The organism is Phenylobacterium terrae (assembly GCF_042681205.1).
GTDB classification, from domain to species: Bacteria; Pseudomonadota; Alphaproteobacteria; order Caulobacterales; family Caulobacteraceae; genus Phenylobacterium; species Phenylobacterium terrae.
Map to the genome: position 1 here is coordinate 631,339 of NZ_JBHUEY010000001.1, position 21,160 is coordinate 652,498.

Consider the following 21,160-nt stretch of genomic DNA (forward strand, 5'->3'; position numbering starts at 1 on the left):
ATGGGAGACGACCCATGAGCGACGGATCCATCGACCTTCGGCGCGACGTCCGCGCCCGCGCCTACGCCGAGCCGCTCGAGACGCTCAACCCGGCCCAGCCGGAGCTGTTCGCCCAGGACGCCATGTGGCCCTACTTCGAGCGGCTCAGGAAGGAGGCGCCGGTCCACTTCACCCCGGACGGCGCCTACGGGCCGTTCTGGTCGGTCGTCCGCTACCAGGACATCATGGCGGTGGACACCAACCACGAGGTCTTCTCCTCCGCCGACGGGATCACCCTGCAGAGCCTGGAGTCCAAGGCCCAGACCGTGGGCCGGCCGACGCGGCCGAGCTTCATCTCCATGGACCCGCCCAAGCACGACGTGCAGCGCAAGACGGTGAGCCCGGCGGTCGCCCCGGCCAACCTGCACCGCATGGCGCCGGTGATCCGCGAGCGCGCCGGGCAGATCCTCGACGGGCTGCCGATCGGCGAGGAGTTCGACTGGGTCGACCTGGTCTCGAAAGAGCTGACGGCCATGACCCTGGCCACCCTCTTCGACTACCCCTTCGAGAAGCGCCGCGAGCTGACCCACTGGTCGGACATCTTCACCAATGCGCCGGGCCACGGGCCGGTGACCAGCTGGGAGCAGAAGCGCCGCGAGGGCGAGGAGTGCTTCGCCGCCTTCACCGAGCTGTGGAACCAGCGGGTCAACGCCGAGCCGGCCTTCGACCTGATCTCCATGCTGGCCCACGGCGAGGCCACCCGCGGCATGGACATCCACGAGTACCACGGCAATGTCGTGCTGCTGATCATCGGCGGCAACGACACGACCCGGAACACCATCTCCGGCTCGATCTACGCACTGAACAAGAACCCGGACCAATACGACAAGCTGCGGGCCAATCCGGCCCTGATCCCGTCCATGGTCTCGGAGACCATCCGCTGGCAGACGCCGCTGGCCCATATGGCCCGCACCGCCACGCGCGATTTCGAGATGGGCGGCAAGACCATCCGCGAGGGCGACCGGGTGGTGATGTGGTACGTCTCGGGCAACCGCGACGAGACCCAGATCGAGGATCCGGAAAGCTACATCATCGACCGGCCTCGGCCGCGGAACCACCTGTCGTTCGGCTTCGGCATCCACCGCTGCGTCGGCAACCGCCTGGCCGAGCTGCAGCTGACCATCATCTGGGAGGAGATCCTCAAGCGGTTCCCCGTGGTCGAGCTCGTCGCAGAGCCCACGCGAACCCACTCGGTTTTCGTCAAAGGATATGAGACGCTGCCGGTCGTCATTCCGAAGCGTAACTGAGGCTCATGTCGCACGCCGATCGAGGGTGGATGGAGAACCCTGACAAGGCCGCGCCGCGGCGAGGCGCCTACCAGATCGGCAACGTCCGCGCCCGGCTGCTCGACGAGGCGCTGGACATCCTCGAGCGCGAGGGGCTGCAGGCGCTGAACCTGCGCGACCTGGCCGCGCGGGCCGGCATCACCGCCGGCTCGCTCTACCACCACTTCGACGGCAAGTCGGCGCTGCTGGCCGAGCTGGCCGCGGCCGGCTTCGAGGAGCTGCGCCGCAGGGTCGAGCGGGCGGGCGGCGAGGCGGCCGAGGGCGGGCGGGTGCGCGCCTGGGCCCTGGCCTATTTCGCCTTCGCCCAGGACCGGCCGGCGCTCTACGGCCTGATGTTCGACCCGACGATCGCCCACGCCCCGCAGGTCAGCGCCGCCCGCGCCCTGGCCATGAGGACCATCCAGGTGTTCGTCGAGGGCTCGCCGGTCCTGGCGCGCGCCTCCACGCCGGCCGACAAGATCGCGCTGGCCGTCTGGGCGGCGACCCACGGCGCGGCCTCCCTCACCCTCAGCGGCGCCGGCGGGCCGGAGCTGATGGGCGATGTGATCCAGGGCCTCGAGGGCCTCTACCTGCGCCGATAAGGAAAAAGGCGGCGCGAGATCCGCGCCGCCCTTGAGGTGGAGCCGCGTGCCCGGCGGGAGGGGAGTGATCCGCCGCGCGGTCCGAAATCAGAACCGCTTCGTGACCGCCACCCCGTAGAGCCGCGGGTCGAGCAGGAAGATGTTGCGGGTCGCGCCCAGGTTCTCGTCGGCGATGTCGAAGCCGACGATGGTGTCCTCGTCCAGCAGGTTGCGGACGTAGGCCTGGATGGTGAGGCCGAGGTCGGCGTTCTCGAACGTCAGGCTGGCGTTGACGTTCTCCCAGGCCTGGATGCGGTCGAAGAAGGCGTTGTTGTACCGCATCATGCTTTCGGCCTGCCAATAGTAGTCGCCGCGGAGCGTCGCGCTCCAGCTGCCGCCGAACCGCCACTCGTACTGGGCGCCCAGGGACACCGTCCATTCGGGCGCGTTGGGCAGCTCGTTGCCGGCCAGGTCCTGGATCAGCCCCTCCCCGGCCCCGCTGGAGTAGCGGGCGACGTTGGGCCCGAAGGCGTGGGCCGCGGCGGACAGCGCCTGGGCCTGGGCCGCCGGCACGCCGCGGGCGATCAGGCCGTTGGTGATCGCCGTCGGGCCCGAGCAGGCGCTGTTGGTCAGGGTCGCGACCCCGGCCGGGGTGGACAGGATCTGCGCCACGCCCGAGGCGACCAGCACGCAGCCGCCGCTGGTGGCGTTGGCGTAGACGTAGTTGGGGTCGCCCAGGGTGCGGTTGTGGGTGTCGACCACCAGGCCTTCCTGGATCTCGGTCTGCAGGTAGCCGATGTTGGCGTTCAGCCGCAGCGGCTCGATGGGCCGCCACACCGCCTCCAGCTCCAGGCCGGCGATCTCGGCGTCGATGTTCTCGTTGTAGACCGACCGGTTGACGCTGCGGCCGATCTGGTAGCCCTCGTAGTCGTACTTGAAGCCCGTCAGGTTCAGGAGCAGGGCCCCGTTCAGCAGGGTGTTCTTGGCCCCGATCTCCCAGGCGTTGACGAACTCGGGGTCGAAGGTGGCGTTGAGGCCCAGCGCCACCACGCCCGGCGGGTTGAAGCCGCCGCCCTTGTAGCCCTTGGAGTAGGACGCGTAGATCAGGGTGTCGTCGGTGAAGCCCAGGTCGGGCGACCAGTCGACGTTGAGCCGCCCGGTGGTCTCCTGGAACTGGGCCTCCTGCTCGGGCGTCCAGATCGGCCCGCGACCGGGGGCGAACAGGGTCGAGCCGCTGCCGCGCGTCCACTTCTCGTCATCGGTGTAGCGCAGGCCCAGCGTGACCCGCAGGTCGTCCATCGCCTGCCAGTAGACCTCGCCGAACGCGGCCTTGGACGTCAGCTGGTACTCGGTCAGGCTGACGAAGTAGTTGTGGCCGGTGAAGTCCGGCTCGCGCAGCGGGTCCACATAGGCCAGCGGCTGGACGACGCGCACCGCCGCCGTGGCCGCGTTGGTCGCCACGTAGGTGATGGTCTCGATTTCGTAGTCCAGGAAGATGCCGCCGACGTTGAAGTTGAACGGCCCGTCGAAGTTGGACTGGACGCGCAGTTCCTGGGTCCACTGCTCGCTGTGGCTGCGGCCGCCGGACTCGCTCATCAGCCGGTCGGTCAGCCCGAACTGCGGATCGTTCAGCACGCCGGTCGGGGCCAGCGGCGAGTTCGGGAAGGTGACCGAGGAAAAGCCGCCCGTGGAGTCGCCGCGGGAATAGGTCTCGTTCTCGTTGTAGCTGGTCAGCGAGGTGACGGTCAGGCCGGGGGTGACGTCCCACTCCAGGTTCAGCTCGTAGAGCTCGGCGCGCGGGCGGTAGATGGGTTTGCCCACCACCTCCACCTCGCGCAGGTCGCGGGAGATGGTCTTGCCGGCGAAGGAGTCGACCGGCTGCAGGCCGACCTGGCGGGCGATGATGCCGCTGAAGGTGGCCAGCTGGTTGGTCGTGCCGAAGGCGTTCGGATCGTAGACGCCGGCCGGCAGGCAGCCGCGGGTGAAGGCGACCTGGGCCGCCCCGGTGGCGACGCCGCCGATGGTGCTGAGCCCCGGGTCCTTGACGCAGAGCTGCTTGCGCGCCCCGCGGCTGTCGTCCTCGGCGAAGCTGTCCCACAAGAGGAAGCCGCGGAAGGTCTCGGTGGGCTCGAAGGCCAGGGTCACCCGGCCGGCCCAGATCTGCCGGTCGTCGATGTCCTGCCCGTTCAGCAGGTTCTTGGTGTAGCCCTCGCGCTGCAGCCCGAAGCCGGCCACCCGCAGCGAGAAGATCTCGCCCAGCGGGATGTTGACGAAGCCGTTCATCCGCACGGCGTCGTAGTTGCCGTAGTCGACGGTGATCGACCCTTCCAGCTGGTCGCTCGGCTTGTTGGTGATGACGTTGACCACCCCGCCGGTGGCGTTACGGCCGAACAGGGTGCCCTGCGGCCCGCGCAGCACCTCCACCCGCTCGACGTCGTAGAATTCGGCGTCCGCGGACCGGTTGGTGGTCAGCGGCACGTTGTTGTGGTGCACGCCCACGCCGTCGTCGCCGGAGGCCGAGACCAGCTGGGCGCCGACGCCGCGGATCTGGAAGTTGCTGCGCAGGGCGCGCCGCGTGAACGTCAGGTTGGGCACCGACTCCACGAGGTTCTGCGCCCCGTCGATGCGCCGGGCCTTCAGCGCCTCCTCGCCGAACGCCGAGACGGCGATCGGCACGTCCTGGACCGACTCCTCCCGCTTCTGGGCGGTGACGATCAGTTCCTCGACCACGCTGTCCTGGGCCGCCGCCAGGCCCGGAACGACCAACGTCAACACGAGCGCCGAAGCGCTCCACGTCCACCTGCCCATATCGATCCCTCCCATACGCGGCCGAGCGGCGCGCATGTTCTGTTGAAGGCCCTCTCAGCGGGGCCGTAGGGGAAGGCTGCATTGGGTGAACGGCGTTAGGCAAGCGCAGCCGCTAGTCAGCGCAGCCCAGAGCGGGGCGGCTCGCGGGCGGTCCCGGCGCCGGGCCGAAACTCGTGCTACTCGGGAGACTCCAAGGGGCTGCCGCCGGCATGAACGCCTTCCTCGCCAAGATCTATGCGCTGAGGTTCTTCGACGCCTTCGTGCTGATCTATCCGCTGTACGCGGTGATGTTCGTCGACAAGGGCGTCTCGCCGCTCGAGCTGTCGACGATCATGACGGCCTGGTCGGCGGCGACCATCGTCCTGCACGGGCCGGCCGGCGTCGCCGCCGACCACTGGTCCCGCCGCTGGATCCTGTGCCTGGCGCAGGTGGCCCGCTGCGGCGGCTTCCTCGTCTGGCTGGCCTGGCCCAGCTTCTGGGGCTTCCTGATCGGTCTGGCGCTCTGGGGGGTGAAGAGCGCCTTCACCACTGGGACCTACGAGGCCGTGGTCTACGACGAGCTGCGCTCGGTCGGGCGCGAGGGCGAGTACGCCAAGGTGATCGGGCGCGCCCATGCGGTGCAGGCGGCGGGCGTGCTGCTGGCCTCGCTCGGCGCGGCCGGGGCGATCCGGTTCGGCTATCCGCTGGTGCTGTGGCTGAGCGTCGCTTCGGGGGCCGTCGCGGCGGGCTGCGCGGCGATCCTCCCGCGCGCGCCCAAGCTGGCCGAAGTGCACGTCGGCGGCTTTGCGGCGGCCGTGGCCGAGACGCTGGGCAACCGCACCGTGCTGGGCTTCATGATCCCGCTGCTGCTGGCCACCGGCCTGGGCGGCGTGCTGCAGGACTACGGTCCGGTGATCGTCCAGGACGCCGGCCTGACGGCCGCGCAGATCGCTCTCTACATGACGGCGCTCAGCGCCATGAAGCTCATCGCCAGCGCCTTCGCCCACCGCTGGCGCAGGCTGCCCGCCGGCTGGTTCGGCTACGGTTTCCTGGCCCAGGCAGCGCTGCTCGGCCTGGTGGCGGCCTTCCTGACGCCGGTCACCGCCTGGCTGCTGATCGTCATGGCCGGCGTGTTCAAGACCATGGAGATCAACCTCGAGGCCCGCATGCAGGACGCCAGCCCCTCGGCCGTGCGGGCGACCATGGGCTCCCTGCGGGCGCTCGGCGCCTCGGCGGTGTTCGGCGGCGCGGTGATGGGCGTGGGCGCGCTGGCCCAGGCGTCGTCCTATCGCTTCGGCCTGGCCGCCCTGGCCGTGGCGCTGGCCGCCTGCGGGGCCGCGGTCGTGCTCGCCCGGGCGGCGCGGAGCCGCCTCGAAGCGAGCGGCGCCTGAGCCCTACTCGGCGGCCAGCAGCACCTTCGGCCGCCGCGCCTCCTCGGCCTCGGCCGCCAGGCGGCGAAGCTCGCGGGCGAGCGGCTGGTGCACGGGGCGGCGGCCTTCGTCGTCGGCGGGGCCCAGCAGCCCCGTCGGGCAGATCCGGCCGTCGTTCCAGCCGGGGTAGTTGGCGACCGGATAGAGGCAGATCCCCTGCACCGGCACGCCGGACTCCCGGGCCTGCTCGACCTCGGAGGCGACGTAGTGGATCCAGGCCGCGCGCGCCGAGCCCTCGGCGCCGGTCTCGGCGACCATGATCGGCCGCCCGTACCGGCTGGCCACGTCCGTCAGCATGGTGCTGAACGCGCGCCAGGAGTGGTGGCCCAGCGGCACGAAGTTGCCGGCCGGCGTCCACTGGTTGTGCGAGTAGAAATTCAGCCCGACGATGTCGAGGATCTCCGGGCGGCCGCCGAGGTCCGGATCGCGCCGGCCGGCCAGCATGTCGAAGGCCTCCCACTGGGCCTCGGCCATGATCCGCGCCTCGTCCAGGTCGTGCGGCTGCAGGGTCTGAGGCACGATGTGCACGCAGGGCTCGCACCACAGCACCCGGGCGCGGGGGTCGACCCGGCGCACCGCGTCGGTGGCCGCGATGGCCGCGCGCACCAGCTGGCGCTTCAGCTCAGGCCCGCGGCCCTTGGCGTAGGGCGCCCACTCGCCCTGGTCGCCGGCCATGTAGGCGAAGTAGCTGATCTCGTTCAGCGGGCACCAGACGGGGACGCGGTCGTCCTCCTCGGCCCGCACGCGCGCGGCGGCCTCGGCGAAGGCGGCCATCCGCTCGACGAACTCCGGCGACCAGATGTCCAGCCAGTCGGGGGTCCCGTAGTGCCAGAGGTCCCAGATCACCTGCACGCCGGCCTCGCGGGCGGCCTGCAGCATCGGCCGCCAGCTGGACCAGTCGTAGCTGCCCCTGTGCCCCTCGATCAGGTGCCAGCGCAGACCGTCGCGCACCGTGGTCAGCCCGTGGGCCGCCACCGTCGCATAGTCCTGCCGCACCCAGCGGTCGTGGCCCTGGGCGATCAGGGAATCGACCCGCGCGCCGTCCCGCCGGCGCTGGGTCGCGCAGTCGAAGCCGCCCATGAAGAAGCTGTCGAACGGCGTCTCGCGCAGTGGGTCCACTGGGGGTGCTCCTGGCATGGATGGGGGGCCGGACCGGCGTTCTCCCACTAGCGCGGGGCCGGGCGCGCCGGTCCTTGGCATTTGGGCGCAGCGGCCTCTCGCCGCGCCTCGCGCGGGCGCTCCCGCACCGCGCCCGGCGCCGATTCAGCGCCCGCACTGCAAAGCAGAATAACCGTGCACCCTCAGCGGCTTGAGAGATTTTCGGGGATTTTCCTGGCGTTCCCCGGATTTATGTGTCAGTATCCCTCTATCGAATATCGCATTGGCTTCGGTTGCTCTCTACGCTTGTTCTTCGGATCGAGCTCCGGGCCTACCAAGACCCTTTCCGACAATTTGATCGTCCGCGCCATCTGGCGCGAGCGTATTCTTGCACCCGAAAGGTGACTTCCCATGACGACTGGCACTGTGAAGTGGTTCAACGCCACCAAGGGCTTCGGCTTCATCCAACCTGACGCCGGCGGCCCCGACGTGTTCGTCCACATCTCGGCTGTCGAGCGTTCGGGCCTCGGCTCGATCCACGAAGGCCAGAAGATCGGCTACGAGCTCGAGCGCGACCAGCGCAGCGGCAAGATGTCCGCCGGCCAACTGCAGGCGGCCTAAGGCCTGAACCGGACGGGGCCGGCGGCGACGCCGTCGGCCCCGAACGGACGACGAGAGTACCCATGTCGCAATCCACCATTGAGCGCGCTTACGCGCTGGCCCGCTCGGGTCAGTGCCAGGACTTCGCCCGGCTGCAGCAGCGGCTGAAAGCCGACGGCTGCCGCGCCGTCGACGCCCTCCTCGCCTCGCGGTCGATCCGCGGGCACCTGGAGGCGATCTGCGCCGCCTCCTTCAAGGCGCCGAGCGAACAACACCAAGAGGCCGAATGAACTTCACGCACGACACCGGATTCGCCGATCGGCTGAAGACCGCCGCCGAGGCCAAGAAGGCCCTGCTGGCCGGCTTCAAGCCCAAGCCCACGGTCACCGATCCGAAGTTCGAAGAGCGGGGCGCCCTGCGCGCCGCCGAGCTCGACCAGGTCCGCCAGGCGCGGACCCAGGCGAAGGCCGACAAGAAGCAGGCCGCCGCCGACGCCGAAGAGGCGATCCGCGCCCAGGCCGCCGCGGTCGAAGCCGCCGCCCTGGATGCCAAGCGCGGCCAGCGCAAGGAGCGCCAGGCGCTCAGCAAGGCCGAAGCCAAGGCCAAGCGGGACGCCCGCTACGCCGCCCGCAAGGCCCGCAAGTAAAACCAAGCCGTCGCGGCTAATCGGAGGCTGAGATGGCCAAGAAGCCCAACTACCAGTTCGAGCGCCGCGAGCGCGACCGCGCCAAGGCGGCCAAGATGGCCGAGAAGGCCGCCGCCAAGCGCGAGCTGAAGGAACGCGAGCGCGCCGCCGCCTCGCCCGACGGCGCCGGCGAACCGCACCCCGCCAACGAGGACTGATCGCAGCGAGGCTGCGTCCCGCACGGCCGGACCATCGGCCGTACGTCCGCCCTGCAAGCCTTCGCCGCCCTGCGCGGCGAGGGCTTTCGCATGGGCCGCATCAAGACAAGTTGCATTTAACAATCATGTTAAGTACGGTTCTGGCCATGGACCCGCTCAGCGCCACCCTCTCAGCTCTCGCAGACCCCACGCGCCGCGCGATCCTTTCGCGTCTGGCGCAGGGCGAAGCGACGGTGAGCGAGCTGGCCGAGCCTTTCGAGATCAGCCTGCCCGCCATCTCGCGGCACCTGAAGGTGCTGGAGGCCGCCGGCCTCGTCAGCCGCGGCCGCGAGGCCCAGTGGCGGCCCTGCCGGCTGGAAGCCGCGCCGCTCAAGGCGCTCGACGGGTGGCTGGAGCGCTACCGCGCCTTCTGGGAGGGCGGGTTCGACAAGATGGACGCCTACCTGGCCGAGCTCACCAAAGGAGATGGCGATGGACACCCTTGAATTCCCATCGGTGCGGGACGACGAACTGCTGATCCGCCGCAGCTTCGCCGCACCTGCGTCGCTGGTCTTCCTGATCTGGTCCCGGCGCGAGCACATGATGCGCTGGCTGGGCCCCAAGGACTTCACCTGCACCCACCTCGACCTCGACTTCCGGGAGGGCGGCGCCTACCGCGCCTGCATCCGGTCGGAGGCTTATGGCGACAGCTGGTTCGGCGGCCGGCTCCTGCAGATCGAGCCGAACCGGAAGATCGTCATGACCTTCGCCTGGGACGAGGGCAGCGGGCGGGACCTGGAGACCACGATCACCGTCACCTTCCAGGAGCGCGAGGGCCGCACGCTGCAGACGTTCCACCAGCGGCCGTTCAGCAGCGTCGAAGTGCGCGACAGCCACATCGGCGGCTGGAGCGAGTGCTTCGAGCGCGAGCAGGCCTACGCCGAGCGCCTGGCGCAGGGAGGCCAGCCGTGATCACCATCTCCGCATTCCGATGGGTCCCCGACTTCGCCCGCGGCCTGGTCCGCGACCTTCGCGTCCGTTGGGCCCTGGAAGAGGCCGGCCTGCCCTATCAGGTCCGGCTGATCGGCCCGGAGGACCAGGCCAGTCCCGAATACCGGGCCTGCCAGCCCTTCGGCCAGGTGCCCTACTTCGAGGGGGGCGATGTCCGGATGTTCGAGTCCGGCGCCATCGTGCTGCACGTCGGCGAGCGCAGCGAGACGCTGCTGCCGCGCGATCCGGCCGGCCGGGCGCGCGCGATGTGCTGGGTCCTGGCGGCGCTGAACTCCATCGAGACCTTCGTCACGCCGCTCGCCGAGATCGACCTGTTCTACCCGGAGGAGGACTGGGCCAGGCTGCGCCGCCCGGGCGCCGAGGCGGCGGTCCGCGGACGGCTCGCCGAGCTGTCCGCCTGCCTGAAGGCCCGCGAGTACCTGGAGGACCGGTTCACAGCCGGCGACCTGATGATGACCACCGTGCTGCGCATCCTGCGCCACACCGACCTTGTCGAGTCCGATCCGGTGCTGGCCGCCTACAAGGCCCGCTGCGAGGCGCGGCCCGCCTTCCAGCGGGCGCTGCAGGGCCAGATGAGCGTCTTCGAGGCGGCTTGAAAAAAGCGCCCCGGCTCGGGAGGGAAGCCGGGGCGAGTTGCTCAGGAAGGGAAGACGGATCGGGCCTAGTAGCGGCGAACCTGGTGGTCGTGCCGCTGGGCGTAGATGCGCTGGCTCAGGCGGTCGAACCGGCGGTCCAGGTCCGCCCGCTCGCGGGCCGAGAGCCCGCCGCCCGAGCGACGGTACTGCCGCTCCAACTGGGCGATCTCCCGGAACTGGGCGCGCAGGCGCTGGGCTTCGGCCCGGGTCAGGTCGCCCCGGCGCACGCCCTGGTCGATGCGGCGCTCGAGCGTGTCCTGGCGCTGGTTGACCGACTGCCACGGGGCGGCGCTGGCGGTGACGGGGACCGCGACCACCAGGGTCGAGGCGGCGGCGAGGCTGAGGAGGATACGCTTCATTGTTGTGGAACTCCGGTCTGGACAGTCGCAAGCGACCGATGACGCGAAGAAACACGGTCGCGCCTGAACGCCGCCGGAGCGCGGCGTTGCCTGTTGTTCAGCTTGACCTTGCGCCGGCCGGCGGGGGTCAGGCTTCCGGTTCGACGATCATCGCGTAGAACAGCCGCGCCGCCTCGGCCTTGGGCATCTCCAGCAGCAGCTCGTACATGGCCACGCCGAACGCGCAGCCGATCCGGCGATCGTCCGGCGAACTGGCCGCGGAAAGGTCGCCCCCCAGTTCCATGAACCGGGCCCGGTCCGGCCGCGACAGGGTCTCGTAGGCGGACAAGGCCAGTTCGGCGATCTGGTCGCTGAGGTCCTCGGTGGGCCGCGTCACCGGCGCGGTCGCGGTCTGCTCGAACATCTGGGTGGCCCACGCCTGCTCTTCGGCGATCAGCTCCGGCGTCAAGGCGGAGGCGAAGCTCACCGTCTTGTCGCCCACGATGAGCCCGTAGCAGGCGTCGGGCGAAACGGTTTGGAGCATGCGCATCTGCGACAAGGTCATGCGCACCGCGCCCAGCAGGTTCTCGTCGTTCGCCTTGGGCATCTCGGAATCTATCAGCGCCAGGTACAGCGGCCGCACGCGAGCGGCCACGTCGTCCCGCGTGTCGCCGGCCAGCAGCCCCTCCCGCGTCGCATCGAGGACTTTGCGGAACACCTCCGGATGGTGATCGCGCATGCTGCGGAAGACCGGGAGCTCGACCAGCCCGGCCTCCATCTCGGCGCGGGGGAAGGGTTCGGACTTCGGCTGCGCCAGTGCGGTCCCGGCGAGGCAGGCGCCCAGCACGCCGGCCAACACCACTCGAACCAAACTCATGACCGCACCCTCCCCCGCCGGCTGGGCAGGCAGCTTAAGCGGTCAAGCTTGTTACGGGTAGAGCCAAGACCCGCTCACCGGCCGTAGATGCGGTCGAGGACCCGGGCCACATCCACCAGCCGCTCGGCCGCCGGGTCGAACCGCTCGCCGGCGGCGAGGCGGCGGGCCCAGTCGGCGCCGGCGCGCACGCCCCAGGCGTCGGGCGGGCTCGCCAGGCTCTCGCGGGCGGTGCCACGGAAGCGCTCGGCGGTGAAGTCGTAGAAGGAGCCGGCCACGTTGCGCAGGGCCGCCCCGCCGCCGGTCCCGTAGAAGTCGGCGGCGATGACCGCCTCGCAGCCGGCCTGCAGCCGCCAGGAGCAGGCCAGGCGCACGGTCGCGCCAGACGCCAGCTCAAGGGTCGCGACGGCGTAGTCCTCGACCCGGTCGTCGCGGCCGGCGAGCGGCTCGCCGCCAGCCAGGAGCTGGCTGGAGACGCCGGTCACCTCCGGGAAATCCATCGCCCAGAGCGCCAGGTCGACGAGGTGGACCCCGAGGTCCATCACGCAGCCGCCGCCCGACAGCTGCGGGTCGTAGAACCAGGCCTTGTCGGGCCCGTAAGCGTTGTGGAACGTCAGGTCGACGGCGAACACCTGGCCGAGCTCGCCGGCGGCGAGCAGCTCGCGGATCCGCCGCATCCCCTCGGTGAAGCGGTAGGAGAGGTCGACGGCGAGCAGCCGGTCCGCGGCGCGGGCCGCATCCACCACGGCGCGCACCTCCCGCGCCGTGCGTCCGAGCGGCTTCTGACAGAAGACGGCGCAGCCGCGCTCGAGCGCGGCGATGGACTGCTCGGCGTGCAGCGCGCTGGGCGTGGCGATGACGAGGCCGTCGAGATCCAGCGCCAGAAGCTCGTCCAGCCCCCCAACGCGCTCGGCGCCCGGCGCAAGCCGCAGCGCCTCCTGGGCCATCTCGGCGGACGGGTCGGCGACGGCGGCCGCTTCGATCGCGCCGGTCGCCAGCATCCCCTCCATGCGGTGACGGCCGATCCAGCCGACGCCGAGGAAGCCGACGCGCGGGCGGCGGGTGGCGGCCGGGGCGGGCGCCGTTTCCTGCACCAGCACCTCGCTCATGGCGTCACCAGCGCCTTGAGGAAGCCGTCGGGCCGGTCGCGGGTGGCGTTCAGCGCCTCGTCCAGCCGGTCGAGCGGATAGGTGTGGGTGTAGAGGCTGGAGGGGTCGAGCCGGCCGGAGGCCACCGCCTCCACCGCCTCGCGGATGCCCTGGGCGTAGACCTCGGGATCGCGCTCGTGGGCGTTGATCACGTCGATGCCGCGCCAGTTCCACAGTTGCATGTTCACCTGGCGCGGACCGTCCTGGTGGTAGCCGGCGATGATCAGCTTGCCCCGCTCGCGGACCAGCTCGGCCGAGAGGTCCAGCGGCCACTGCTTGCCCACCGCCTCGATCACCCGGTCGCAGAAGACGCCGTCCGTGAGACGCTTCACGTCCTCGATGATGCGGTAGTGGTCGTCCATCGGGACGGTCTCGGCCGCGCCCATCCGGCGGGCCACGTCCAGCGAGAACGGCCGGCGGGAGATGGCGATGACCCGCGCGCCGGCGTCGGTCGCAAGCCGGGTAAGGATGGCGCCCAGAAAGCCGACGCCGACGATGGCGACGGTCTGCCCGGCGGCGATGTCGCTGCGGCGGAAGATGTTCATGGCGCAGCCCAGCGGCTCGCCCGGGAACGGCTTGCCCGCCAGGCTCTCCGGCAGGCGCACGATCGCGCCGACGTCGGCGACGTCGTACTCGGCGTAGCTCTTGTAGGAGAGGGCCGCGACCCGGTCGCCGACCGCGTAGTTCGTCACCCCCTCGCCCACCGCGTCGATCACGCCCCAGCCCTCGTGGCCGAGGGCGCCGGGTTCGGTGGGGAAGCTCATCCAGTCGGGGCCGGCCCAGGGGGTGAGGTTCGAGGCGCAGACGCCGCAGCCTTCCAGCTTGACCCGCACCTGACCTGGTCCCGGCTCCGGACGCTCCACCAGGTCCATGCGGATCTGCCCAGGGGCCGCCAGCACCGCGGCCCTCATCCTGCCCGTCGCGATCAACGCCCTCACACTCCTTGAATGACCGGCCGCCCCGTACGGCTCAGCTCATCAATGCGCGAGCGGCGGACTCGTTCAGCGCGCGCCGCTTTCCCGCACTGCGTCGAAGGCGTAGCGTCGGATAACGTTGTTCGACTTAAGGGGCGATGAGATGACCACGCTGCTTCGGGCGCCGACCCGCGACTACCGGTCCCCGGTCATGGACAGCCGTCGCTGGGACGGTTTCCGCCCGAGGGAAGGCGACATCGTGGTCGCCACCTATCCCAAATGCGGCACCACCTGGACGCAACGGATCGTCGACATGCTGATCCACCAGTCGACGGACCCGCGCCCGATCATGACCGACTATCCCTGGCTGGACGCCACCTTCTTCGCCCCCATCGACGAGGTGCTGGCCCGGCTCGAAGCCCAGACGCATCGGCGGGCCATCAAGTCCCACCTGCCGTTCGACTCGCTGCCGCTCTACGACGACGTGAAATACGTCCACGTGGCCCGCGACGGCCGCGACGCCTGCATCTCCATGCACAACCACCAGCTCGGCTTCACCGACGCGGCCAAGCAGCGGATCAACGCGGCCAACGGGCTGCCGCCCGACTTCCGGCCGCCGCCGACCCCCGCCGACCCGCGCGAGTTCTATCTCCAGTGGATCGCCGAGGCCGAGGCGCCGGACGCTGCGCCCTACCAGGACCTGTCGTTCTTCGACTACGAGATGACCTACTGGCGGGAGCGGACGCGACCCAACCTGCTGCTCGTCCACTACAACGACCTGAAGGCCGACCTGCCGGGCAAGATGCGGCGGATCTCCGACTTCCTGGAGATCGCCACGCCGGAGGACAAGCTGGCGGAGCTGGCTGCGGCGGCCGGCTTCGAGGCGATGAAGCGGCAGGGCGCCGGCATCCTGCCCGAACTCGGCGAATTCTTCGACCGCGGCCACGACCGCTTCCTGAACAAGGGGGTGAACGGCCGCTGGCGGGACATCCTGGGCGAGGCCGACCTGGCGCGCTACGCCGCCCTCGCGCGCCAGCGGCTGTCGGCCTCCGCCGCCGCGTGGATCGAGAACGGGCGGCTGGCCGCCGGCGAGCCGCGCACGGCGCCGGACTAGCCCGCCGCGCTCCGGCGCTGGCAGTCCGCCTGCAGCCGCTCGGCGTCGCGCTCCAGCACCGGCTTCACCGCGCCGGTCCAGAGGACGTAGCCCGCCGGCGTCATGTGCAGGTTGTCCTCGACGAAGATGTCCTTCGGCCGGCCGTCCTGGAGCATCGGGCCGACCACGTCGATGAACTCGAGGTCCGCGCGCCGGTCGGCCAGCTCGCGAATGCGGTCGTTGACCCAGCTCTGGGCGGCGAAGTGGTCCCAGCGCAGCTTCGAGGGCTTGAGGGAGATGAAGTAGACCGGCGTCTCGCCCAGCGCCTTCTCCTTGAGCGCCAGGAACTGCTCGAAGTCGGCGACGATCGCCGCCGGGTCCTTGCCGGCCGCAAGGTCGTTCTCGCCCGCGTAGAACACCACCGCCGCGGGGCGATAACGCCCGACGACCTGCTCGAAGAAATGGTTCACGTCGGCGATGCGCGAGCCGCCGAAGCCGCGGTTCAGGACCGGCAGCGGGGCGAGATCCTGGCCGAGCGTCTTCCAGAAGCGGACGCTCGAGGAGCCGGTGAAGACGATCTGGCAGGCCGGCCGCAGCGCGGCCCTGTCCTCCTCGGCGAAGGCGGCGATCTGGTCGGCGAACCTGGCCGGATCGGCGTCGGCGACCGCCGGCTGCGCCGCCGCGCCGCTGGCCGACAGCGCGAACGCGGCCGCAAGGCCTGCCAGGCTTCCAAATCGCATCATCAGTCCTCCCAGACTCGGGGAGGCTAGCGGCGCGCCGTGCTCTCCGCCAGCCAGGCGAGATAGTCCGCATCGCCGGCGGCGACGGGGACCATCAGCACCTCGGGCGTCTCATAGCTGTGCAACGCGCGAACGCGGGATCGGACATCTTCGAACAGCTCGGCGCGGGTCTTGATCAGCAGCAGCACCTCCTCCTCGCGCACCAGCTCGCCCTTCCAGACGTAGCGCGAGGCGATCGGCGTCATCTGCACGCAGGCGGCGAGCTTCTCCGACAGCAGCGCCTGGGCGATGTCCTCCGCCTCGGTCTCGGAGCCGGCGGTGGTGAAGATGGTGCAGGCGTCGGTCATCAGCTCCGGTAGTCGCCGTTGATGGCCACGTACTGCTTGGTCAGGTCGCAGGTCCACATGACGGCGCTGGCCTTGCCGACGCCGACGTCGACGAACACCTCCAGCTCCTGGCGCTTCATGTAGGCGCTCATCTTGGCCTCGTCGTAGGTGGGCGAGACGAGGCCGTCCTGGGCGGCCCACAGGTCGCCGAACCGGACGCTCATCTGGTCCCGGTCCACCGGTTCGTCGGCGCGGCCCACGGCCATGACGATGCGGCCCCAGTTGGCGTCCTCGCCGGCGAAGGCGGTCTTCACCAGCGGGCTCTCGCAGATGGTGCGGGCGATCTTGCGGGCGCTGGCCTGGCTCTCGGCGCCGGCGACGGTGACCTTGACGAACTTGGTGGCCCCCTCCCCGTCGCGGACGAGCTGCAGCGCCAGGTCCAGCAGCACGCCTTCGAGCTTCTCGCGGAAGTCGGCCAGGCGCCGGTCGCCCGCCCGGCTGATCTTCGGCGCCCCCGAGGCGCCGGTGGCGAACAGCAGCAGGGTGTCGTTGGTCGAGCGGTCCCCGTCCACCGTCACCGCGTTGAAGGTGTTGCGGGTGTAGAGGGTCACCAGCGCCTGCAGGGCGGCCGGCGAGATGGCCGCGTCGGTGACCACGAAGGCCAGCATGGTGGCCATGTCGGGGGCGATCATCCCCGAGCCCTTGCAGATGCCGGCGATCCGCACCGGGACCCCGTCCACCATCGCCTCGGCGTAGGCCCCTTTGGGGAAGGTGTCGGTGGTCATGATCGCCCGGCCGGCGGCCGCCCAGCCGTCCGGCGAGAGCCGCTGCTCCACCTCCGGCAGGCGGGTCGAAATCTTGGCGTCATCCAGCAGCACGCCGATGACGCCGGTGGAGGCCACCATCACGTCGCGCTGGCGGCAGCCGAACCGCTTGGCGGCGGCCGAGGCGACCCGGCGGACCGCGTCGGCGCCGGGCTTGCCGGTGAAGGAGTTGGCGCAGCCGGCGTTGACCACCAGGGCGCGCACGTCCTGGCCCTTGGTGACGGCCAGCTGGCGCTTGCACCAGTCCACCGGCGCCGAGCCCACCCCGTGCCGGGTGAACACCCCGGCGGCGCTGGCGCCCTCGGGGAAGTGCATGACCATCAGGTCTTCGCGCTCGTGCTTGTAGAAGCCGGCCCGGCCGGTGGCGAGCTCCACGCCGCCCACCGGCGGGATATTCGGGAACGGCACGGCCAGCGGCGACACGGCCAGGCCCGGCTTGCCGGCGCCGGTGGCCGCCGGCTCCTCGGCGAACTGGCGCGAGGCCTTGTCGGCGCGCTTCAGGGCGGCGCGCTTCAGGGCCGAGGTCAGCGGGTCGAGCGCGCGCTCGATCGCCTCGCCCATCGCCTCGACAGGCTTGGGGGCGGGCGCCTTCGGGCGGGGCGCGGCCTTGGCCCTGGACGGCTTGGCGGGTTTACGGCTCACTTGCTGGCCCCCTCGGACTGCGGCGCGTTCGGGGCCGGCGGCGCGTCGGCCGGCTCGGGCGCACGGCCCGGCGCCGGCTGCGGTCCCCTCAGCGTGTACTCGACGTTGTTCTGACGCTTGGCCTTGTCGCGCAAGCTCTCGATCAGCTCGCGAATCTCGCCGTAGGTCAGGAAGCGGACGATCTGCGGGCGGGCGGCGTCCAGGGCGATAGGCGCCTCGACGCGCCGGTCCTCCACCCGCACCAGCGCGAAGCCGCCCTCCACCGGGAACGGGCCGACCACCTCGCCGGGCTTGGCCGTGCGCAGCGCCGCCTGGTAGGCCTCGGGCATCACGTCGGTGGTGAAGTAGCCGAGGTCGCCGCCGTTGAACCGCGTCGCGGCGTCCGTGGAGCGCTCCACGGCCAGGGCCTCGAAGGAGGCGCCGGAGGCCAGCAGCTTCTTCACCGCCTCGGCCTCGGCGGCCGTGGCCACGACGATCTGGCGGGCGCGGATCTCCTCGCTGCGCGGCGCCTTCAGCTGCTCCTCGTAGGCCTCGCGCACGGCCTTGTCGTCGACGTTGTCCGAGACCACCCGCTCCACCAGCAGATCGGCCAGGGCCCGCTCGCGGGCGGCGGCGAGGCGGCGCTGGCCCTCCGGGGTGTCGTCGAGGCCCCGCCGCTGGGCCTCGGCCGCCAGCAGCCGCTGGTCGATCACCTGGTCCAGCACCCGGCGGAACATCTCGGAGGAGGGGTCCAGCGGCTCGCCCTCGCCGATCAGGCCCTGGGCCACCGCCTCGCGTTTGACGTCGGAGGCCCAGACCGTGCGGTCGTTCACCTTGGCCACGGCCACGTCGTTCGGCCGGGGCGGCCCGTCGGCCCCGCCGCGGTCGCCGCAGCCGGCGAGCGCGAGCGCCAGCCCGGCCGCCAGGGCCGCCCGGCGCCAGGCGATGATGGGCGGGTTCCGCCGCATGTTCCGATCCCCTTGGCCGGCCGAAACCGCGTCAGGCCGCCGCATCCGTCCCTAGCCATTTCGCCCGCGGGATGCAAAGGTTGCGGCCCTCTAGATCCGCACGGCCCAGCCAAGGGACCGGCGACCATCGATTTCGAACGGAGGACAATTGCCCATGCGTGAAGCCGTAATCGTTTCCTACGCCCGCACCGGATTGGCCAAGTCGCAGCGCGGCGGCTTCAACATGACGCCGACCGTCTCGATGGCCGCCCATGCGGTGAAGCACGCCGTGGAGCGCGCCGGCGTCGAGAAGGAGGCGGTCGAGGACTGCTACATCGGCAACGTGGCGCACGGCGCGGGCAACCTGGGCCGTCAGACCGCCCTGCTGGCCGGCCTGCCGATCACCACCTCGGGCGTGACCGTGAACCGGTTCTGCTCCTCGGGCCTGAACACCATCGCCCTGGCGGCCAATTACGTCCGCAACGACGGCGCGAACTGCGTGGTGGCCGGCGGCGTGGAGAGCCTGTCCTTCCCCGGCGGCGGCGGCAGCCGTGAGAACAACGACCCGCGCCTGGTGCAGATGTACCCGGCCATCCACATGCCGATGATCGACACCGCCGACGTGGTGGCCGAGCGCTACAAGATCAGCCGCGAGTACCAGGACCAGTATTCCTACGAGTCCCAGCAGCGGATGGCGGCGGCCCAGCAGGCCGAGAAGTTCAAGGACGAGATCGTCCCGATGAGCACCAAGATGAAGGTGGTCAACAAGGAGACGAAGGAAGAGTCCATCGTCGACTACGTCGTGAACCGCGACGAGTGCAACCGCCCCGACACGACCATCGAGGGCCTGGCCAAGCTCCAGCCGGTGCGCGGCGAGGGCAAGTTCATCACCGCCGGCAACGCCTCGCAGCTGTCGGACGGCGCCGCCGCCGTGGTGATCATGGAAGGCAAGGAAGCCGAGCGCCGGGGCCTGACGCCGATGGGCGTGTTCAAGGGTTGGGCCGTCGCCGGCTGCGAGCCCGACGAAATGGGCATCGGCCCGGTGTTCGCCATTCCCCGCCTGCTCGAGCGGCACGGCCTGAAGGTCGACGACATCGACCTGTGGGAGCTGAACGAGGCGTTCGCCAGCCAATGCCTCTACTGCCGTGACAAGCTCGGGATCGACCCCGAGAAGTACAACGTCAACGGCGGCTCGATCGCCATCGGCCACCCCTACGGCATGACCGGCGCCCGCCTGACCGGCCACATCCTGCAGGAAGGCAAGCGCCGCGGCGCCAAGAACGTCGTGGTCACCATGTGCATCGGCGGCGGCATGGGCGCGGCCGGCCTGTTCGAAGTCCTGTAGTCCAGATCCTCCCTCCCCTCGGGGGGAGGGTGGCCTAAGCGCAGCGAGGGTCGGGTGGGAACCCGGCCCTCGCTTTCGTTTTGGAGATCCCTTTCTCTCCAGGGGGCTCCCCTCCCCCACCCGACCGAGGCTGCACATCGGCCAGCCTCTCCAGGAAGGGGACGAGGATGCGCTATTTCATTGACCGAACGTTCGGTCAGTAAGATAACGCGGATATGGTCCAACGCACCTACGTCCAGTCCCGGCGCGCCGAGGCGGCGGCGGAGACCCGCCGCCGGATCGTGGAAGCGACCTTCACGCTGCACGCCGAACAGGGCGTCGCCGCGACCAGCATGAAGCAGATCGCCGAGCGGGCGGGGGTCAGCGTGGGCACGGTCTACCACCACTTCCCGACCTACGACGATGCGATCGCGGCCTGCGGGGCCCACGTCTTCTCCCTGGCGCCGCCGCCGGACGAGCGGGTGTTCGAGAACCTGACCGACCCGCGCGAGCGGATCGCCGCCCTCTTCCACGCCGCCTACGGCCAGTACCGGACCGTCCCGATGATGGAGGCCGCCCGGTCCGACCAGCACGTCAGCCCCGTGCTTCGGCAGGTCTTCGCCGAGGAGGCCCAGCGCCGCGCCGGCCTGGCGCGCCAGGCGCTGGGCCCCGCCGCCGAGGACCGCGAGCTCGCGCGCCTGGCCGCCGGCCTGCTCGACATCGGCGTCTGGAGCGCCCTGACCCGCGCCGGCCTCACCACCGAGGCGGCCGCGCGCGCCATGGCCGAGGCCGTCGCCTCGCGCCTGCCCCCGAACCCTTCCTGAGCCCGGAGAACCCGTCATGGAAACCCGCGTCCACGAGATCGGCGACCGCGTCTACCGTCTCTCCACCTTCGTGCCGGAGATCTCGCCCCACGGCTTCACCTTCAACCAGTTCCTGCTGGACGCCGACGAGCCGCTGCTGTTCCACGCCGGCCACCGGCGCATGTTCCCGCTGATCTCCGAAGCCGTGCGGCGGATCATGCCGCTGGAGCGGTTGCGCTGGATCAGCTTCGGCCACGTGGAGGCCGACGAGTGCGGCGCCATGAACGAGTGGCTGGCCGCCGCGCCGAACGCCCAGATCGCCCACGGCCAGCTCGCCTGCGACATCTCCCTGAACGACATGGCCGACCGCCCGCCGCGCCCCCTGGCCGACGGCGAAACCCTCGACCTGGGCGGCAAGCGGGTGCGCTTCCTGCACACCCCGCACGTGCCGCACGGCTGGGAGAGCGGGGTGATTTTCGAAGAGAGCGCCGAGCTCCTGCTCTGCGGCGACCTGTTCACCCACACCGGCGATCCCGAGCCGCTGACCCGCGGCGACATCGTCGGGCCGGCCTTCGACTCCGAGGATATGTTCCACGCCATGTGCCTGGGTCCCGACACCGGGCCGATGCTGCGCCGACTGGCGGAGCTCAGGCCGCGGACCCTGGCGCTGATGCACGGCTCGTCTTTCGAGGGCGACTGCGCCGGCGCGCTGGCGCAGCTCGCCGAGCGCTACGGCGAGCAGGCGGCGGCCCGGGCGACCGCACCCCACTGAACTCCCGGCGGCCTGCGCCGCCCCGCAGAACGTCGGCCGGCATCACGGCGATGTGATGTATTCAGCCACACGATTACTATGCGGCGATTGGGCGCGCCACGTTCACAGCCTTGCGATTGGCTATTGCGGGGCGCGATAACTACCCCTGCATCAAGGAGTAACTACAGA

The 21,160-nt window shown here is 70.7% G+C and carries 24 protein-coding genes; 14 read left to right on the forward strand and 10 right to left on the reverse strand.

The window, feature by feature from the left end; all coding sequences use genetic code 11:
* Positions 1–14 precede the first annotated feature (14 nt).
* Positions 15–1,286: a cytochrome P450 gene (locus ACFSC0_RS03110; RefSeq protein WP_377280572.1), complete on the forward strand. Its 1,272-nt coding sequence runs from the start codon at positions 15–17 to the stop codon at positions 1,284–1,286.
* A 29-nt stretch (positions 1,287–1,315) separates the two neighbouring features.
* Positions 1,316–1,906: a TetR/AcrR family transcriptional regulator gene (locus ACFSC0_RS03115; RefSeq protein WP_377280571.1), complete on the forward strand. Its 591-nt coding sequence runs from the start codon at positions 1,316–1,318 to the stop codon at positions 1,904–1,906.
* A gap of 87 nt (positions 1,907–1,993) precedes the next feature.
* Here ACFSC0_RS03115 and ACFSC0_RS03120 read toward each other — a convergent pair whose 3' ends face one another.
* Positions 1,994–4,657 (reverse strand): TonB-dependent receptor, encoded by a 2,664-nt coding sequence (locus ACFSC0_RS03120; RefSeq protein ID WP_377355066.1) that lies wholly within the window; start codon positions 4,655–4,657, stop codon positions 1,994–1,996.
* A 245-nt stretch (positions 4,658–4,902) separates the two neighbouring features.
* On the opposite strand from ACFSC0_RS03120, the gene ACFSC0_RS03125 reads away from it, so the two are divergent.
* Complete coding sequence (locus ACFSC0_RS03125) at positions 4,903–6,063, forward strand: MFS transporter (RefSeq protein WP_377280569.1); 1,161 nt, start codon at positions 4,903–4,905, stop codon at positions 6,061–6,063.
* 3 nt (positions 6,064–6,066) lie between these two features.
* On the opposite strand, the gene ACFSC0_RS03130 is transcribed toward ACFSC0_RS03125, so the two are convergent.
* Positions 6,067–7,221 carry a glycoside hydrolase family 1 protein gene (locus ACFSC0_RS03130; RefSeq protein WP_377280568.1) on the reverse strand — a complete coding sequence of 385 codons (1,155 nt, stop codon included), beginning with the start codon at positions 7,219–7,221 and terminating at the stop codon, positions 6,067–6,069.
* Positions 7,222–7,611: 390 nt separating this feature from the next.
* Between ACFSC0_RS03130 and ACFSC0_RS03135 the strand changes: the two genes are divergently transcribed.
* From ACFSC0_RS03135 to ACFSC0_RS03165, 7 genes are all read left to right on the forward strand, one after another.
* The gene (locus ACFSC0_RS03135) at positions 7,612–7,821 is read left to right on the forward strand and encodes a cold-shock protein (protein ID WP_377280567.1); all 210 of its coding nucleotides are present in this window, start codon (positions 7,612–7,614) and stop codon (positions 7,819–7,821) included.
* A 62-nt stretch (positions 7,822–7,883) separates the two neighbouring features.
* A complete protein-coding gene (locus tag ACFSC0_RS03140; protein WP_377280566.1) occupies positions 7,884–8,090 on the forward strand; it encodes a hypothetical protein in 207 nt (68 codons plus the stop codon).
* Complete coding sequence (locus tag ACFSC0_RS03145) at positions 8,087–8,446, forward strand: DUF6481 family protein (protein WP_377280565.1); 360 nt, start codon at positions 8,087–8,089, stop codon at positions 8,444–8,446. The genes ACFSC0_RS03140 and ACFSC0_RS03145 overlap by 4 nt, the downstream gene beginning before the upstream one ends.
* Positions 8,447–8,478: 32 nt before the next feature.
* Entirely contained in the window at positions 8,479–8,643 is a 165-nt protein-coding gene (locus tag ACFSC0_RS03150) for a hypothetical protein (RefSeq protein ID WP_377280564.1), read from the forward strand.
* Positions 8,644–8,768: 125 nt separating this feature from the next.
* The gene (locus ACFSC0_RS03155) at positions 8,769–9,128 is read left to right on the forward strand and encodes an ArsR/SmtB family transcription factor (protein ID WP_377280563.1); all 360 of its coding nucleotides are present in this window, start codon (positions 8,769–8,771) and stop codon (positions 9,126–9,128) included.
* Positions 9,115–9,594 carry an SRPBCC family protein gene (locus ACFSC0_RS03160; RefSeq protein ID WP_377280562.1) on the forward strand — a complete coding sequence of 160 codons (480 nt, stop codon included), beginning with the start codon at positions 9,115–9,117 and terminating at the stop codon, positions 9,592–9,594. The genes ACFSC0_RS03155 and ACFSC0_RS03160 overlap by 14 nt, the downstream gene beginning before the upstream one ends.
* A complete protein-coding gene (locus tag ACFSC0_RS03165; protein ID WP_377280561.1) occupies positions 9,591–10,229 on the forward strand; it encodes a glutathione S-transferase family protein in 639 nt (212 codons plus the stop codon). The genes ACFSC0_RS03160 and ACFSC0_RS03165 overlap by 4 nt, the downstream gene beginning before the upstream one ends.
* 65 nt (positions 10,230–10,294) lie before the next feature.
* On the opposite strand, the gene ACFSC0_RS03170 is transcribed toward ACFSC0_RS03165, so the two are convergent.
* The 4 genes from ACFSC0_RS03170 to ACFSC0_RS03185 all read right to left on the reverse strand — a co-directional run bounded on the left by ACFSC0_RS03170 (position 10,295) and on the right by ACFSC0_RS03185 (position 13,557).
* Complete coding sequence (locus ACFSC0_RS03170; RefSeq protein ID WP_377280560.1) at positions 10,295–10,627, reverse strand: hypothetical protein; 333 nt, start codon at positions 10,625–10,627, stop codon at positions 10,295–10,297.
* 127 nt (positions 10,628–10,754) lie between these two features.
* Complete coding sequence (locus ACFSC0_RS03175) at positions 10,755–11,483, reverse strand: hypothetical protein (RefSeq protein WP_377280559.1); 729 nt, start codon at positions 11,481–11,483, stop codon at positions 10,755–10,757.
* 74 nt (positions 11,484–11,557) lie between these two features.
* Positions 11,558–12,589, reverse strand: coding sequence for a Gfo/Idh/MocA family protein (locus tag ACFSC0_RS03180; protein WP_377280558.1), 1,032 nt, complete (start codon positions 12,587–12,589; stop codon positions 11,558–11,560).
* Positions 12,586–13,557: an MDR/zinc-dependent alcohol dehydrogenase-like family protein gene (locus ACFSC0_RS03185; protein ID WP_377280557.1), complete on the reverse strand. Its 972-nt coding sequence runs from the start codon at positions 13,555–13,557 to the stop codon at positions 12,586–12,588. Before ACFSC0_RS03185 ends, ACFSC0_RS03180 begins: the two co-directional genes overlap by 4 nt.
* A gap of 148 nt (positions 13,558–13,705) precedes the next feature.
* On the opposite strand from ACFSC0_RS03185, the gene ACFSC0_RS03190 reads away from it, so the two are divergent.
* Positions 13,706–14,656 carry a sulfotransferase domain-containing protein gene (locus tag ACFSC0_RS03190; RefSeq protein WP_377280556.1) on the forward strand — a complete coding sequence of 317 codons (951 nt, stop codon included), beginning with the start codon at positions 13,706–13,708 and terminating at the stop codon, positions 14,654–14,656.
* Here ACFSC0_RS03190 and ACFSC0_RS03195 read toward each other — a convergent pair.
* The 4 genes from ACFSC0_RS03195 to ACFSC0_RS03210 all read right to left on the reverse strand — a co-directional run bounded on the left by ACFSC0_RS03195 (position 14,653) and on the right by ACFSC0_RS03210 (position 18,114).
* The gene (locus ACFSC0_RS03195) at positions 14,653–15,378 is read right to left on the reverse strand and encodes a GDSL-type esterase/lipase family protein (protein WP_377280555.1); all 726 of its coding nucleotides are present in this window, start codon (positions 15,376–15,378) and stop codon (positions 14,653–14,655) included. The two genes, ACFSC0_RS03190 and ACFSC0_RS03195, sit on opposite strands and share 4 nt — an antisense overlap.
* 23 nt (positions 15,379–15,401) lie before the next feature.
* On the reverse strand, positions 15,402–15,722 hold the full coding sequence (cutA, locus tag ACFSC0_RS03200; RefSeq protein ID WP_377280554.1) for a divalent-cation tolerance protein CutA: 321 nt from the start codon (positions 15,720–15,722) through the stop codon (positions 15,402–15,404).
* The gene (argJ, locus tag ACFSC0_RS03205) at positions 15,722–17,086 is read right to left on the reverse strand and encodes a bifunctional glutamate N-acetyltransferase/amino-acid acetyltransferase ArgJ (protein WP_377280705.1); all 1,365 of its coding nucleotides are present in this window, start codon (positions 17,084–17,086) and stop codon (positions 15,722–15,724) included. The genes cutA and argJ overlap by 1 nt, the downstream gene beginning before the upstream one ends.
* A 77-nt stretch (positions 17,087–17,163) precedes the next feature.
* Positions 17,164–18,114 carry a peptidylprolyl isomerase gene (locus tag ACFSC0_RS03210; protein ID WP_377280553.1) on the reverse strand — a complete coding sequence of 317 codons (951 nt, stop codon included), beginning with the start codon at positions 18,112–18,114 and terminating at the stop codon, positions 17,164–17,166.
* 154 nt (positions 18,115–18,268) lie between these two features.
* Between ACFSC0_RS03210 and ACFSC0_RS03215 the strand changes: the two genes are divergently transcribed.
* The 3 genes from ACFSC0_RS03215 (at position 18,269) to ACFSC0_RS03225 (ending at position 20,992) form a co-directional block, all read left to right on the forward strand.
* Entirely contained in the window at positions 18,269–19,438 is a 1,170-nt protein-coding gene (locus ACFSC0_RS03215) for an acetyl-CoA C-acyltransferase (RefSeq protein ID WP_377280552.1), read from the forward strand.
* Positions 19,439–19,653: 215 nt separating this feature from the next.
* Entirely contained in the window at positions 19,654–20,241 is a 588-nt protein-coding gene (locus tag ACFSC0_RS03220) for a TetR/AcrR family transcriptional regulator (protein WP_377280551.1), read from the forward strand.
* 16 nt (positions 20,242–20,257) lie between these two features.
* Positions 20,258–20,992 carry an oxygen-binding di-iron domain-containing protein gene (locus ACFSC0_RS03225; RefSeq protein WP_377280550.1) on the forward strand — a complete coding sequence of 245 codons (735 nt, stop codon included), beginning with the start codon at positions 20,258–20,260 and terminating at the stop codon, positions 20,990–20,992.
* Positions 20,993–21,160: the final 168 nt, after the last annotated feature.